The organism is Brevibacillus laterosporus, from assembly GCF_030489605.1.
Classification (GTDB): domain Bacteria; phylum Bacillota; class Bacilli; order Brevibacillales; family Brevibacillaceae; genus Brevibacillus_B; species Brevibacillus_B laterosporus_E.
This window is the reverse complement of the sequence record NZ_JAUKFY010000003.1, coordinates 402,863-417,892: the sequence shown is the minus strand read 5'-3', so window position 1 is coordinate 417,892 and position 15,030 is coordinate 402,863. Positions and strand designations below refer to the sequence as shown.

12 protein-coding genes are annotated in these 15,030 nt (G+C 41.3%); 7 read left to right on the top strand and 5 right to left on the bottom strand.

Annotation, left to right across the window (positions count from 1 at the left end; genetic code table 11):
• Positions 1 to 321 precede the first annotated feature (321 nt).
• Both QZ995_RS05525 and gyrA read right to left on the bottom strand, forming a co-directional pair.
• Positions 322 to 1,428 carry an HD-GYP domain-containing protein gene (locus QZ995_RS05525; protein WP_301804067.1) on the bottom strand — a complete coding sequence of 369 codons (1,107 nt, stop codon included), beginning with the start codon at positions 1,426 to 1,428 and terminating at the stop codon, positions 322 to 324.
• Between the two features lie 164 nt (positions 1,429 to 1,592).
• Positions 1,593 to 4,139 (bottom strand): DNA gyrase subunit A, encoded by a 2,547-nt coding sequence (gene gyrA / locus QZ995_RS05520; RefSeq protein WP_301804065.1) that lies wholly within the window; start codon positions 4,137 to 4,139, stop codon positions 1,593 to 1,595.
• A gap of 221 nt (positions 4,140 to 4,360) precedes the next feature.
• Here gyrA and QZ995_RS05515 point away from each other — a divergent pair, with 221 nt between their 5' ends.
• Positions 4,361 to 5,086: an N-acetylmuramoyl-L-alanine amidase family protein gene (locus QZ995_RS05515; RefSeq protein ID WP_301804061.1), complete on the top strand. Its 726-nt coding sequence runs from the start codon at positions 4,361 to 4,363 to the stop codon at positions 5,084 to 5,086.
• A gap of 116 nt (positions 5,087 to 5,202) precedes the next feature.
• Here QZ995_RS05515 and QZ995_RS05510 read toward each other — a convergent pair whose 3' ends face one another.
• Positions 5,203 to 6,153, bottom strand: a complete 951-nt coding sequence (locus QZ995_RS05510; RefSeq protein ID WP_031412583.1) for an L-lactate dehydrogenase — start codon at positions 6,151 to 6,153, stop codon at positions 5,203 to 5,205.
• Between the two features lie 218 nt (positions 6,154 to 6,371).
• On the opposite strand from QZ995_RS05510, the gene bioA reads away from it, so the two are divergent.
• Genes bioA through bioC form a run of 6 tightly spaced genes read left to right on the top strand, consistent with a single transcriptional unit; the run spans position 6,372 to position 12,242 of the window.
• The gene (gene bioA, locus QZ995_RS05505; RefSeq protein WP_301804059.1) at positions 6,372 to 7,733 is read left to right on the top strand and encodes an adenosylmethionine--8-amino-7-oxononanoate transaminase; all 1,362 of its coding nucleotides are present in this window, start codon (positions 6,372 to 6,374) and stop codon (positions 7,731 to 7,733) included.
• Positions 7,730 to 8,440: a dethiobiotin synthase gene (gene bioD, locus QZ995_RS05500; protein WP_301804056.1), complete on the top strand. Its 711-nt coding sequence runs from the start codon at positions 7,730 to 7,732 to the stop codon at positions 8,438 to 8,440. The genes bioA and bioD overlap by 4 nt, the downstream gene beginning before the upstream one ends.
• A gap of 51 nt (positions 8,441 to 8,491) precedes the next feature.
• Positions 8,492 to 9,517 (top strand): biotin synthase BioB, encoded by a 1,026-nt coding sequence (gene bioB, locus QZ995_RS05495; protein ID WP_301804053.1) that lies wholly within the window; start codon positions 8,492 to 8,494, stop codon positions 9,515 to 9,517.
• On the top strand, positions 9,486 to 10,700 hold the full coding sequence (gene bioF / locus QZ995_RS05490; RefSeq protein WP_437124720.1) for an 8-amino-7-oxononanoate synthase: 1,215 nt from the start codon (positions 9,486 to 9,488) through the stop codon (positions 10,698 to 10,700). Before bioB ends, bioF begins: the two co-directional genes overlap by 32 nt.
• Positions 10,697 to 11,428 (top strand): alpha/beta fold hydrolase, encoded by a 732-nt coding sequence (locus QZ995_RS05485; protein ID WP_301804051.1) that lies wholly within the window; start codon positions 10,697 to 10,699, stop codon positions 11,426 to 11,428. Before bioF ends, QZ995_RS05485 begins: the two co-directional genes overlap by 4 nt.
• Entirely contained in the window at positions 11,418 to 12,242 is an 825-nt protein-coding gene (gene bioC / locus QZ995_RS05480) for a malonyl-ACP O-methyltransferase BioC (RefSeq protein WP_301804048.1), read from the top strand. The genes QZ995_RS05485 and bioC overlap by 11 nt, the downstream gene beginning before the upstream one ends.
• Before the next feature lie 97 nt (positions 12,243 to 12,339).
• Here the strand turns inward: bioC and QZ995_RS05475 are convergent, their stop codons facing one another.
• Together QZ995_RS05475 and QZ995_RS05470 are read right to left on the bottom strand one after the other, a co-directional pair.
• Complete coding sequence (locus QZ995_RS05475; protein ID WP_301804045.1) at positions 12,340 to 14,256, bottom strand: FtsX-like permease family protein; 1,917 nt, start codon at positions 14,254 to 14,256, stop codon at positions 12,340 to 12,342.
• Positions 14,243 to 15,010 carry an ABC transporter ATP-binding protein gene (locus QZ995_RS05470; RefSeq protein ID WP_301804042.1) on the bottom strand — a complete coding sequence of 256 codons (768 nt, stop codon included), beginning with the start codon at positions 15,008 to 15,010 and terminating at the stop codon, positions 14,243 to 14,245. The genes QZ995_RS05475 and QZ995_RS05470 overlap by 14 nt, the downstream gene beginning before the upstream one ends.
• Between the last annotated feature and the right edge of the window lie 20 nt (positions 15,011 to 15,030).

The window sequence follows — 15,030 nt, the reverse complement described above, 5'->3', positions numbered from 1 at the left end:
AGATCATAATCAGCTTCATCATTATAACATATCCTCCTTTATTTTGTCAAGGAGTTTTTTGTTAAGTTTTTCAGAAGCAACTTTTTAATCATATCAGCTTTAACTTTTCTTGTCAACAACTTTTTTTGAAAGATACTTTCTTTAAGAAGCTGTTTCCCTTACTCAGTAACCGCTGTTTCAACCTTATGGACTTAGTCTAACACACGGTTATAATAAAAATCAATAGTTTTTTAAATAAAATTAAACTTTTTTCAGTTTCAAATAAAAAAGATACTTATAACCTAATCGTTATAAATATCTTGGCTTCATAAAAGAAGGATCTTAAATCAGTGCTTTTACAATCCAAACATTTCTCTTGTCAGCTAGGTTAATGATGTTTTGATTGATTTCTACCATCGGTCGGGTTGGATAGTTTTGATTTATAAATACCACTTTCCCAACTGTTCCATCACTTAATTCTACTTTACTTCCTATAGAGAACTGCGTAATTCCATTAACAAAAACCCGAACTACCTTTGGATCTAACTTACCGAAACTATCCTGCAACAACTGCTCTACTACTAGAAATGGAGAAGTTCCCTTTTGATGTAAACGGTCAGAGCACATCGCATGATACATATCAGCCACAGCTATTATTTTACTGTAGGTATGTATTTTATCACCTTTTATACCAAATGGGTACCCACTTCCATCTTCTCGTTCATGATGCTGTAGAGCTGCTAATCCAACACCCTGTGTGAGGCCCTTTGCTGATTTAATTAACTCATAACCATAAACAGTATGTTTTTTCATCTCTTCAAATTCACTAGATGTTAACTTGTCTGGCTTCCACAAAATTTTAGGGTCAATTTTTGTTTTTCCTATATCCATAAGCATCCCTGCTAAAGCTACCTGCATCCATTCTTTTTCCGGAAGCTTCATCCACTTTGCCATAATGTAGCTAAGCAGACCAACACCTACACAGTGCTCATACAAGTAGTTATTTGGATTATCTGCTTTTTTTAGGATGAATAAAAGATTAGATTGCTCCTCTACTTCTTTAATAAGTGTAGTCATAACATTCCGAACTTCTAATACAGGAATGCTTTGCCCCCCTTGGACATGTTGGAAAAGGTTTTTAAAAGAAGAGACTGCCTTCTCCAGATGCTCCACAATTCCTGAATCTGATTGTCGGTTTCTTATAGGTTTACTTGTCTCTTTTCCTTCTACGGATGCCTGTTTTTTCCCATCGGCAAATCCTTCTGTAATAGCAGTTCCATCTACTGCAGCTTCCACAGAAACCTCTTCAATCATAAAAGCATCCAAAATTTCTAATTCTCTATCCTCTACAACGGTTCCTTTTGTAAAAAGCAATCCTCCTAACGGTGTATGAACATCTTCCGTTAAACGAGATCCTACCGGTATGTGTTTAATCTGACAAACAGGCATATCGATCCCCCTATATATCACTAAGAAATTAGACCTATATCTTTAGAATTATCTTCTATTATAAAAGCGATGCACACAAAAGGATAGGGAAAACTTGATTATATTCCCAAAGGAATTTATGTAAAAAGGTGATCCCATCATGGAATCACCTTTTTACTTATTACTTATTCTTCAGATGTATCATCAGCTACATCGGCATCTGCTTCTGTAGCATCTGCTTCTGTACCTTCGTTAACGTTGTCCGTCTCAATCCCTTTAGTTTCTGTAGAAGGATTATTCTCAGAGTCCTCCTCGGAAGCTTCTACCGTAGCAATTGAAACAACTTCCTCTTCATCATCTAAACGAATTAATTTTACACCTTGTGTATAGCGTCCCATAACGGAAATCCCTTTTATCTCCATTCGAATAATGATGCCAGTTATTGTGACAATCATTAAGTCTTCATCAGCCTGCACAACTTTTAAGCCAACAACCTGACCGCTTCGCTCTGTAACATTATGGGTTTTAATTCCTTTACCTCCACGTGTCTGAATGCGATATTCAGAAACAGGTGTACGTTTACCGTAGCCTTTTGCAGTTACGATTAATACCTCAGCATCATCACGGATGACATCCATACCAATTACTACGTCGTTAGGATCCAGGGTTATCCCCTTAACGCCTGTAGCAGTACGTCCCATGGTTCTCACGTCGCCTTCATTAAAACGAACGGACATTCCTTGTTTGGTACCTATGATGATTTGTTGGTTGCCATCTGTCAAACGAACATTAATCAGCTCATCATCTTCGCGTAGATTTACGGCAAAGAGGCCGCCGCGTCGAATATTCTCAAACGATTTTAAGTCCGTCTTCTTAACAATACCCTGTTTAGTGGCAAAGAAGATAAACTGATCTTCTCTAAATTCCTTCACTGGAATTACAGCGCTGACTGTCTCACCCTTTTCAATTTGAATCAAATTGATAATTGGCGTTCCTTTAGCTGTACGACTCAGATCAGGAATTTCGAATCCTCTTAAGCGATACACTTTTCCCTTACTTGTAAAGAACAAGAGCGTATCGTGGGAGTTCGTGATGCAAAGATGCTCGACGAAATCGTCGTCTTTGGTTCCAATTCCTTGAATGCCTCGGCCTCCGCGCTTCTGGCTACGATAGGTGGTTACAGGCAAACGTTTCACGTAACCGCTATGAGTTAAGGAAATAACAACTTCCTCTTCTGGAATCAGATCTGCATCCTCAATCATATCTTCGCCAATCGTGATTGCCGTGCGACGGTCATCTCCGAATTTCTCTTTGATGGCATTCATCTCTTCACGAATGATCGAGTAAATTTTATTATCATCAGCAAGAATAGATTTTAATTCAGCAATCTTCATTAAAAGTTCTTGGTATTCCGCTTCAATTTTTTCGCGTTCCAGACCAGTAAGACGTTGGAGACGCATGTCCAAAATCGCTTGAGCCTGTTCATGACTCAATCCAAATCGCTCGATTAAAGCATTGCGCGCTTCTTCTGCCATGCGAGACGAACGAATGAGACTGATAATCTCGTCAATATGATCAAGTGCAATGCGTAATCCCTCTAAGATATGCGCACGCGCTTCAGCCTGACGCAATTCATATTCAGTGCGTCTACGAACAATGACGCGCTGATGCTCCAAGTAATGGTAGATCATTTCGCGCAAATTCAATGTTTTTGGACGTGAATCAACAAGCGCCAGCATATTAACTCCAAAGGTTGATTGCATTTGGGTATGCTTAAACAAATTATTTAACACTACTTTTGGAACAATATCCCGACGAAGTTCAATGACAATACGCATTCCTTTGCGGTCAGATTCATCACGCAAATCAGTTATGCCGTCAATCTTTTTCTCGCGTACTAATTCTGCTATTTTTTCAACAAGTCTAGCTTTGTTCACCTGATACGGAATTTCCGTTACAATAATGCGGGCTTTCCCATTATTCTCTTCAATATTGGTTTTTGCACGCATAATAATGGAACCGCGTCCTGTTTCATAAGCACGCCGAATACCAGAGTATCCCAAAATTTCACCAGCTGTTGGGAAATCCGGTCCCTTAATGATTTGCATCAGTTCTGCAACGGTAATCTCAGGATTATCAATCATGGCACTAACACCATCAATGACCTCCCTCAGATTATGCGGCGGTATATTAGTCGCCATCCCAACCGCGATACCTGCTGAACCATTTACTAACAAATTCGGAAAACGAGAAGGGAGAACGGTAGGTTCTTCCTCGTGTCCATCGTAGTTTGGTATAAAGTCTACTGTATCTTTATCAATATCCCGAAGCATTTCTAAAGCAATTTTTGAAAAACGGGACTCAGTATAACGCATAGCTGCCGCCCGATCGCCGTCCACAGAACCAAAGTTCCCTTGGCCTTCAACGAGCATATATCTCATATTGAAATCTTGTGCCAACCGAACCATGGTCTCATAAATTGCCGTGTCACCATGAGGATGATACTTAGCCATTACTTGACCGACAACGTTTGCGGATTTACGGAAAGCCTTATCAGGAGTAAGCCCCATATCATGCATGGCATATAAGATACGGCGATGAACTGGCTTTAGTCCGTCCCTTACATCAGGTAAAGCGCGACTAACGATGACACTCATCGCGTAATCAATGAACGAGTCACGCATCTCTTGGCTAATGTCAATTTTTGGAAACCGAGATGTTTGTTCTGCCATTTTAGGTTACCCTCCAACTCGAAATTACAACGCTTTATTATAACATATAAGTGCGATTTACGTCCAAACGGCTAGAGTGAAAAGGCGATTTATTATATAAATCCCTCTGTTTTCCTCTGAAAGTTCTTCATGAGTTTTTGCAGGTAGGGAGATACTTTTATATATCAAAATTTCTAACACGATACGTACATCTTGTTCCATAACCTAAGGAGGGGAAGTGTATGCAGTGGTTGAAGGTAGCCTTGGTAGGCTTGCTGTTGATGGTCCTTCTCCCTACTGATGCCAGAGCGATTAGCTCCGAGCATATGCCAATAGAAATCATTATTGATGCGGGACACGGCGGCATAGATGGAGGAACCTCTTATCAAGGAATTTTAGAAAAGGATATTAATTTGCAAATTGCCAAGCTATTGTATAAAGAATTACTGGTAAAAGGCCATCAGGTTTTGTTAAATCGCACAGGTGATTATGCTCTTAGCGATGAAAATAAATGGCTGCGTTCTTCCTCACGTCATATTCGTGATTTAGCCCAGAGACGGCATTTGGCTAAGGAAGTTCATCCACAAATGCTGGTTAGCCTCCATGTTAATTGGTCAAATAGTAAATCTAGCAGAGGCCCGCTAGTCCTTTATCAAAAAAATAATCAAAGCTATATCCTGGCTGATATCATCCAGCACCATTTGGATCAGTTGTATAAAACCAAAGGTGAGCCATTGCCTGGCAAGACCTATTATCTACTTAAGCAATCGATCTGTCCGACAGTTATTGTAGAGATGGGCTATCTGAGCAACTCGCGTGACCGCCATTTTCTAGTAAATGAAAAAACGCAAAAACAAATTGCTAGAGCCATTCAAGAAGCTATTTCCGAATATATGCTTATTATGAACCAAATTCAAGACCAGGAAACCTGGGATGTGATCAAAGAACCCAGAAAGAAACATAAATAAGCAAAAAAACAGGGAAACAGAAAGTGCTACTCCACCAACCAGCAGCCTTTCCCGTTTCCCTTACATTTGATAGCCTGGCATCATGAATTTCTTATGCAAGCTTCCCCCTTATATTGCTAAGTAAAGGAGATCGTAGACAATGCCTTCTTCAACACGTCCGCAGAATGCTTTAGTTTAGCCTTTTCTTCCTCATTTAACGTGATCTCAACAACCTCGCGTACACCGCTGCGATTTACTACAGCCGGAACTCCTAAATATGTATCATGCAAACCAAATTCCCCCTGTAAAAGAGTGGAGATGGTCAAAATCGAATTTTGATTATATAAAATCGCTTTGGTTAAACGAGCCAAGCTCATTCCAATTCCGTAATATGTCGCACCCTTTTTCTCGATAATGTGATAAGCCGCATCACGGACATTAATGAAAATCTGATCTAATTCCTCTTTGGTAGGCCCTACCCCTTGCTTTAAGCATTCTGTAATCGATTTGCCTCCAATGCTGGCCTGGCTCCAAACAGGCAATTCCGTATCTCCATGCTCTCCCATGATATAAGCATGGACACTGCGGGAATCCACCTCAAAGGCTCTGCTAAGCAAGTAACGAAAACGTGCTGTATCAAGCAATGTGCCCGAGCCGATTACCTTTTCATGAGGTAATCCCGAAATTTTCCACGTTGCATAGGTCAGAACATCTACTGGGTTACTAGCTACGACAAAAATACCCTGAAATCCACTCTCCATGATGCTCGTTACGATCTTATTAAAAATCCTAACATTCTTTTCAATCAAATCTAAACGGGTCTCGCCAGGCAATTGATTTGCCCCTGCTGTAATGACCACAAGATCAGCATCCTTACAATCAGAGTAGTCACCTGCCCAGATTTTCATTGGAGAAGTAAACGGCAGACCATGACTTAAATCCATGGCATCGCCTTCTGCTTTGTCCTTATTAACGTCAATAATAACTAACTCATTTACAATACCTTGGTTCAATAGCGCATAAGCATAGCTGGACCCAACAAATCCAGAACCAATCAGCGCCACCCGTGAAACCTTACGTGTTAACATACATGTCCCTCCCACTACACAATAGAAATATTTTCTCTATTCCATCCTTACTTTATTCATTCTCATTTTTCATCTTCTAGCTATTCTGTTATATTTGTCAAATTTTAATGTGCATCCTTACTCATTTACAGGAAAAAAAAGCTATGCTATATTTCTAACTATATTTGTAAACCAAACAATAAATACAGTTTACAAAAAAAGAAGAAAGGAGATCCTACATGATTTCAACACCCAGCTATGCTGAGCTAGCCCGTAAAAATAAAAAATACTTGTGGCATCCCTTTACTCAAATGAAAGACTACTGTGAGAATGATCCTTTAATCATCGAGCGAGGAGAAGGCGTAACATTAATCGATGTGAACAACAAAAAATACTACGATGGGTTTTCCTCTATCTGGCTCAATGTACACGGGCACTGCGTACCTGAATTAGATCAAGCAATAACCAAACAATTAGAACTCATCGCCCATTCAACCTTACTGGGTATGGCCAATGTACCAGCGATTCAATTAGCGGAAAAATTAGTGGAAATCACCCCAGAGGGGCTTACGAAGGTCTTTTATTCGGACTGTGGAGCTACAGGTGTAGAGATTGCTCTAAAAATGGCCTTTCAATATTGGCAAAATAAAGGGATTAGCGGAAAGACTCGCTTTATTACCATGAATCAGGCATACCATGGGGATACAATTGGGGCCGTTAGTGTGGGAGCAATCCCTCTTTATCATCAGGTGTACAAACCATTGTTATTCTCTCCCTACACCATTCCTTATCCAAATACATACAGGGAAGAAAAGGATGGAGCGGCACTGGAGCAAACCCTTCAATCTTTGGAGAAGCTGCTAGAAGAAAAATCGAGTGAAATCGCTGCGATTATTGTTGAGCCAATCGTTCAGGGTGCTAGCGGCATGATTGTAATGCCAGAAGGTTGTCTAAAAAAGATCGCTGAGCTAGCTGCTGCACACCAGGTTCTTTTTATTGCTGACGAGGTTGCTACTGGTTTTGGGCGTACTGGTAAGATGTTTGCTTGTGAACACGAGGAGGTTACGCCTGACATCATGGTCATTGCTAAAGGGATTACCGGCGGATATCTCCCCTTGGCGGCAACTCTTACAACAGATGAAATCTATCAAGGTTTTTATGCGAATTACGAGGAACAAAAGACATTTTTCCATGGACATTCCTATACGGGGAATCCGCTGGGCTGTGCTGTTGCCCTTGCCAATTTAGAGCTATTTGAATCAAAAGGACTGGTAGATAAAGTAGCTGCTGATGCAAAGTGGCTCAAACAAAAATGGCCTGCATTTTTAGAGAGAAAGCATGTAGGAGACATTCGTCAGAAAGGTCTGATGGTTGGTATAGAGCTGGTGGTAGATAAACAGAAGCGAACTCCTTATCACTGGAATGACAGAATTGGGGTAAAAGTAAGCCAACGCTGCAGAGAACTAGGCTTATTAACACGTCCACTCGGAAATGTACTTGTATTTATGCCTCCTCTCTCAAGCACACACGATGAACTAGCTGAAATGATTCAAATTTTATATCAGGCGATTGTCGAAGTTACAGAAGGTAGAGAAGCATGAGACATACCAACGGCATTTTTATTGCGGGAACTGATACAGAGATAGGCAAAACCATTATTACAGCTAGTTTAGCCGCAACACTCCTTCAGAGAAATTTGGACGTTGGGGTATGGAAGCCTGTGCAATCAGGAGCGCATGCCGATGACATAGAAAGCGACGCCTCACGAATAAAAGCTCTGGCCGGCTTAAAGGAGGCTCCACATGAAATTGCTCCGCTGTCCTTTGTAGAACCAGTTACACCGCACCTAGCAGCAATTCGGGAAGGTACTATCTTAACACTCCCCGGCATTATGCAGGCTGGTGAGCTGCTTTTTGCTAGACATAAAAATCTGCTGGTAGAAGGTGCTGGTGGATTATTAGCTCCCTTGACAGACACAAAGCTAGGGATTGATCTGATTAAACAGCTTGGTTTCTCTGTTCTACTGGTTGCGCGGGGTGGCTTAGGAACGATTAATCATACTCTTCTCTCCATAGAAGCCTTGCGGACAAGAGAAATTCCTATCTTAGGCGTTATTCTAAATCAAACAGAAGCCGCACTCTCTATGACAGCAATCAGAAAAAATGCTGACTATATTGAGGATTTTGGTAAAGTTCCCGTTCTTGGTCTGTTTCCCTATCTTGCGAAGCCAATCACCAAAAATCAACTTATCGACGTGATAGAAAAGCATATTCGGCTAACACCCATTCTACGTGAATTTCAAGATTAGTTCCTGGTGTATGAAAATGATGAAGTAATACTCTTAAGGGGGATTTGTGCTATGAGTACATCAGCTATTCGCTCTGCATATGATTGGTCTATTTTGGCTCAAAAATCTATAGCTGGCGAGCTTCTCACCAAGGAAGAAGCTCTAAAAGTTTTACAAGCGACCGACGATGAATTATTACCTATCCTGCAAGCCGCCTACCAGGTACGCTATCGTTTCTTTGCCAAACGAGTGAAGTTAAACATGATCATGAATGCGAAAAGCGGTCATTGTCGGGAGGATTGCGGGTATTGCTCTCAATCAAGCCGTTCGTCAGCACCTATTGAAAAGTACACAATGTTAGACAAAGAAACTCTGTTAAAAGGGGCACAGGAAGCGATCACGCGAAAAGCGGGAACCTATTGTATCGTAGCCTCTGGTCGTGGACCAACCGAGAGAGAATTACAACAAGTAATCGATGCAGTAACCGAGATTAAACAAACCTCATCATTAAAAATTTGTGCCTGTTTAGGATTGTTAACATCAGAACAAGCGAGTCGTTTAGCGGCCGCTGGGGTAGATCGCTACAACCACAACATTAATACAAGCAAAGAGAATTATGCCTCCATCACTACTACTCATACCTACGATCAACGGACTGAAACAATCAAACATGCAAAAACAGCCGGAATGTCTCCTTGCTCTGGAGTCATCATCGGGATGGGAGAAACACTGGAGGAAATTGTAGAGATGGCTTATACTCTGCGGGCCATCAATGCTGATTCTATTCCGATTAACTTTTTAAATCCGATACTGGGAACTCCATTAGCTCATATGCAACGAAATACACCACGTTTTTGTCTGAAAGTAATCGCCTTGTTCCGTTTTATTTGTCCGGCCAAAGAAGTTCGGATCGCGGGCGGGCGGGAGCTAAACCTTGGCCACCTGCAGCCTCTAGCATTATACGCCGCTAATTCTGTATTTGTTGGTGATTATTTAACCACTGCTGGTCAATCGATACATGCCGACCATCAAATGATAGCAGACATGGGCTTTGAAATTGAAGAAAATGCATTTGCTAATGACCACATACATGGATAAATATCCTCAGTTGCGGCATGAATTAGATGAATTGCATCGTATGGGGCTTACACGCAGTCTTCGTCAAACCGAATATGTGGCAAAAAGCCAAGGGACATGGATTGCAGCAAACGGCCAAAAATTACTGAACCTCTCTTCTAACAATTACTTAGGATTATCATACGATCCTCGGGTGCTACATTCATGGGAAATGACATCACAATCCTTTGGAGCAGGAGGCACCTCATCCCGTTTGGTGGTTGGCAACTTTTCATGTTATGACCAAACGGAGAAAATGATCAGCCGCTGGAAGGAACGGGAGGCAAGCCTGTTATTTGCAAATGGCTACATGGCTAATTTGGGCTGTATCACTGCGCTGCTCGATCGTCATGGAGCTGTTTATAGCGATCGTCTTAACCATGCCAGCATAGTAGATGGCACTCTTTTAAGCCGGGCCGCCCATTATCGTTACCGTCATAACGATTACGAGCACCTGCAGTATCTTCTGCGAAAACATAAGGGAAACCACCGACGAAATTTAATTGTTACTGATACCGTCTTTTCGATGGATGGCGATAAGGCTGATGTAGAAGAGCTGGTAAGAATCAAGCATGATCACGGTGTATTTTTAATGGTCGATGAAGCACATGCAGGCGGAGTTTATGGAAAATCAGGTGCTGGTTTATGTCATCAATACGGTGTTCATCAAGAGGTAGATATCCTGATGGGAACATGCAGCAAAGCCCTTGGTTTATATGGGGCATATGTATGTGCTGATCAAGTCGTTATTGATTACCTGGTACATACCTGCCGTCCGCTCATTTATTCAACCTCGCTACCACCTGCTCTAATCTCAGCGATTGGCCAATCTGTTGCCATTGTTCAACAAGAGGATTGGCGCAGAAAGGAGCTTTACAGAAAGAGCAAACAATTCCGCATGAAGCTGCAACAGGCTGGGTTGCTTGTCCCTGCTGGAGATTCCCCCATTGTGCCTCTGCTGCTTGGCGATAATCAGACAGCCATTCAATACAGCAAACGTTTAGAGCAAGAGGGAATTTTAGCTGTAGCAATACGTCCTCCTACTGTTCCTGAAAATTCAGCACGCATCCGTTTTTCTCTAATGGCAACGCATTCAGATGAAGATTTAGCTCGGGCAACGCACAAAATCATTCGGACAGCAATAGAACTTGGAGTGATTACATGAGAACCAATGAAACGATTCTTTGGGTACCAGGTTGGGGAATGCCGTCTTTCATCTGGGATAGCTGGCAACAAAGCTTACCCGAGTATCACCATGTTTCCGTCGATTTCTCTCAATCGGACTCTCCCTCTTCTTTTTATCAAACAGTGGAAGAAGCCTATTTTGAAAATCAGCGAAAGCTCTCTTCTTCTGTCTCAATTGTTGGCTGGTCATTGGGCGGAATGTTAGCACAGCATCTAGCTGCTGCCTTCCCTGTCCAAAGACTTGTCCTCATAAATACAACAGCGCGTTTTGTCCGTGATCAAACAGAGAATCAGCTAGGCTGGCCAGCGACCACTCTTGTTCGTATGAAACGATTGGTTAGAAAGAATCGGCACGAGGTGCTAGAACGCTTTTATCAAAGCATGTTTCCCCCATCAGAGAAAGGGCTTGCCCATGAAAAAAGCCGTATCTTGCTTCAGCAATGTAATTGGACAGAGGAAGCTTTGTTAGCCGGGCTGGAAATTTTACTCTCAGAAGACTGCCGTCCAATCCTAGCTGACATACATTGTCCTTGTCTACTCTTCCATTCCTTGTATGACCCCGTTATTCCCTATGCAGCGGGGCTGGAGATAGCAGAGTCTTTACCAAACGCTACAACTCTTTCCCCTGACTGCCAAGGTCATTATCCATTTGCAGCAGATTCCTCTGATCTAAGTAACGAAATAAGGAGGTTTATTCGTGCCAAATAAACTGCACATCCAACAACGATTTAATCGAAAAGCCAGCTCCTATGATCAGCATGCAATTGTGCAAAAGCAGATGGCCGATCAGCTCCTTCAATCGTTGGAAAGTGAATTTTCCTTCTGTCGAGCACTTGAGATTGGTTGTGGAACAGGGTATCTCACTCAGAAAATACTGACTCGCCCCCGCTCATTACAAAGCTATACTGCTCTGGATCTGGCCGATAAAATGCTCAGGCAAACAGAGCAAGCCGTTCGAGACAACCAGCCACTCATGATTCCAACAGCAGCTCTTCGATTCATCTGTGCTGATATTGAAGAGTGGGCTAAGACTGCACCTGAATCAAGCCATGACCTGATTCTCTCAAATGCTTGCTTTCAGTGGCTCCACTATCCGCAAAAAACCCTCTCTTTCTTGCACAGAATTTTGCAGCCTGAGGGCCATCTGTTATTCTCAACCTTTGGTCCTCTTACTTTTCATGAGCTACGCGATTCCTATAATGCGACGTATGCTAATCTGGGAGAAAAAGCTCGCCGGCATATTCTTCGTTTTGAAAGTTGTTCCACATGGACTTCCTTTTTAAAGAACGCTGGTTTTCAAAATATAAAGGTCCGCGCTTATCCCATTACTCTTTATTACTCAACCGTTCTTGATTTTTTACGTTCTATTAAAGAAATAGGAGCCACTGTTTCTTCCCCTGCGCATGGCTTAGGAGACAGACGATTTCTATTACCGATGATGAATTATTACAAAGATACCTTTCAGCAGGACCAAGGGATACCGGCTACCTATGAAATTTTTTTATTCACGGCTCAAAGGTAATACGCAGCATTGTCATATCCAGCATACTAGTAAAAAAAGCAGAACCTCAGGATCATCCTCCTGAAGTTCTGCTTTTCACATTAAATACAGCTTATTGTTACGAATTATTGTGATCCAAGACAATATTACTGTAGGAACGAACAGTCATAAAGTAGTATCCAACATAGATAACCAGATACACTCCCATGCTCACCAATACAGGCGTCAAAATGTTCATTCTAAACATTGCCGACATCGTATTAAGTGCAAACAAGCTATGACTGATTCCCAACAGAAGCGGCCCTCCAAAAATAAAAGCTATCTGTTTGCTAATGGCCTCTTTGCTCTCGCGTTTCGTAGCACCAATCTTGTGTAGAATTGTATAGTACTTCTTATCGTTATGAGCTTCTGTAAGTTGTTTGAAATAAATGATTGAGCCTGTCGCGAGCATGAAGACTAACCCAATGAATCCACCAATAAAAACCATAACCCCTGTTGTTTCCATCATAGCTTGATATTGGGTATAAAAATCCTTTAGCTCCTCGCGTTCCGGCATCACTTTATGCAGTTTTGCAGACAACTCGCTTGCTTTATACTGATTTTCAACATTTATGTTTTTAATCAAGTAAGGCTTTCCAAACTCTTGAGCTGCTTGATAGTCAGCGTCAGATACTACAAAGGTCGTTTTCCTTAAATTGCTTACTGCCACTTTCTTAGCATCTACTAATGTCAAGGTTTTTACTTGATCTCCCAGCTTGTAAGACACGTGCTTGTTAAGGATATCACTTTGGAATATTTTGTCATAAAAACCGTCCAACATTACCATTTCACCGGGTTTAACCTCTACAGACTCCCGATTCATAGCTTTAGCCAATTCATTATATTTCGATTGACTTAATAAATACATTCCCTCGGAGGTGAAATATTGTAGGGGGAAGCCTGCTTTCTTCTCATCCTGTGTCTTTACAACGATATAAGGCACTTCTGTTTCCAATTGGATTGGGTTCTTATCCTTAGCATTTGCGAAGGTTTTTTCTACTTCGTTATTCCACTCCTTACCGTCCTTATGATAGGAATAACTATACGGATTACCCTGTGCCGTTACATCATTGACGTTGAAGTAGAAAGTCGCTGCCGTACCAACTGCACAGATCGTAATCGTACTTACCACAGTAATCGTAGCAAGCGCAGTGGCATTTCCTTTAATCCGATATAACAATTGACCTTTACTTACCATGTTTAATCCATTGTAGAAGGAACGCTTGTTTTTACGTGCCCGTTTAAAGTAAAAGATCATGAAGTAATGGAACAAGATATAAGTTCCTAGCACAGTACCACCAATGATATAAAAAGCTACTAAAACATCAAAGTAATTCATGAAGTTAGCCGCTAGAAAATAGGCAGAACCAATCAGAAATACAGAGAAGAGTGCTAGAATTACTGAACCTTTTGGAACTGTTTCGCCTTCCTGTTCAGCACGGAATAGCTCTATTAATTTAAAACGGTAAATTAATATATATCCCTGTAGCGACGTAAAGAGAATCAGGACAAAAAACACGGTAGCTGTTTGCTTGATCGCCTCTAACGGAATTTCGAAGTTTACCTGCATATCAATATTCATGAGATAAACCAGTAAGGACAAGAAGGCTTTCGATAAAAAACCACCCAAAATAATTCCTAAGATTAAAGCTCCGATTCCTAGGAAAAGGTTCTCAAAAAAGAGCATCATTCCAACCTGTCTTTTTCTAACCCCTAGTAATGAATAAAGACCGACTTCCTTTTTCCGTTTGCGAGTAAAAAAGCTGTTTGAATACACCATAAATATAGCGACAAACAATAAGAGCAAACCACTAGAAAATTCAAACGCTTTTTTTACATATGGATCTCCGCCGCTTACTTCAGCAATTTGCGTATTAAATTGCAAGGACATAAACGTATAGTAAATAACAATACTAAAGATCATAGAGACGAAATAGATCAGATAGCTTTTCATGTTTCGTCTCATATTGCGTAAAACGAGATTAAATAGCGTCACTCATATCACCCCCAAGCTCAGCCAGCACATCCATAATGCGTTGGAAGAACTCTTTTCGAGTTTGTGAACCTTTTTTTAATTCCATTGAAATTTTTCCGTCTGTAATAAACAAAATACGTTCACAGTAGCTTCCAGCATTTGCATCATGAGTAACCATTAAAATCGTCGCTTGTTCCTCTTGATTTAATGTCTGTAAGCATTGCAACAGGTCAGCCGAGGATTTGGAATCAAGAGCACCGGTAGGTTCGTCTCCAAAAATCAGACTTGGATTAGTGACAATCGCCCTAGAAGCTGCACAACGCTGTTTTTGTCCCCCGGAAATCTGGTAGGGATACTGCTCTAAAATGTGTTCAATACCAAATCTTTTAGCAATATCCTCTACGCGTTTATCAATTTCCTTTGCCTTCACCTTTGTCAGGGCTAATGGCAGTGCTATATTCTCACGTACTGTTAACGAGTCTAGCAGATTGTAGTCTTGAAAAATAAAGCCTAGCTTCGTACGACGGAACATTGCCAATTTGTCTTCCTTCATTTTGACAACGTCACTTCCATCAATCAGGATCTCCCCAGATGTAGGTGAATCAATCGTCGAAATAATATTAAGCAACGTAGTTTTACCTGCGCCTGACGGTCCCATGATTCCAACAAATTCACCCTGCTGTACGTCGAAACTAACATGGTCTAATGCTGTATAGCTATTTGTCTTTCCTCCGTATATTTTGGAAGCATTCTTTACTTGCAACACTTTTTGCATGTCGTATCGTCCCTTTCCAA

Coding starts and splice junctions, on each gene's coding strand:
- QZ995_RS05525 (WP_301804067.1), bottom strand. CDS start 1,428: ATGCCTGTTTGTCAGATTAAACACATACCGGTAGGATCTCGTTTAACG.
- gyrA (WP_301804065.1), bottom strand. CDS start 4,139: ATGGCAGAACAAACATCTCGGTTTCCAAAAATTGACATTAGCCAAGAG.
- QZ995_RS05515 (WP_301804061.1), top strand. CDS start 4,361: ATGCAGTGGTTGAAGGTAGCCTTGGTAGGCTTGCTGTTGATGGTCCTT.
- QZ995_RS05510 (WP_031412583.1), bottom strand. CDS start 6,153: ATGTTAACACGTAAGGTTTCACGGGTGGCGCTGATTGGTTCTGGATTT.
- bioA (WP_301804059.1), top strand. CDS start 6,372: ATGATTTCAACACCCAGCTATGCTGAGCTAGCCCGTAAAAATAAAAAA.
- bioD (WP_301804056.1), top strand. CDS start 7,730: ATGAGACATACCAACGGCATTTTTATTGCGGGAACTGATACAGAGATA.
- bioB (WP_301804053.1), top strand. CDS start 8,492: ATGAGTACATCAGCTATTCGCTCTGCATATGATTGGTCTATTTTGGCT.
- bioF (WP_437124720.1), top strand. CDS start 9,486: ATGCATTTGCTAATGACCACATACATGGATAAATATCCTCAGTTGCGG.
- QZ995_RS05485 (WP_301804051.1), top strand. CDS start 10,697: ATGAGAACCAATGAAACGATTCTTTGGGTACCAGGTTGGGGAATGCCG.
- QZ995_RS05470 (WP_301804042.1), bottom strand. CDS start 15,010: ATGCAAAAAGTGTTGCAAGTAAAGAATGCTTCCAAAATATACGGAGGA.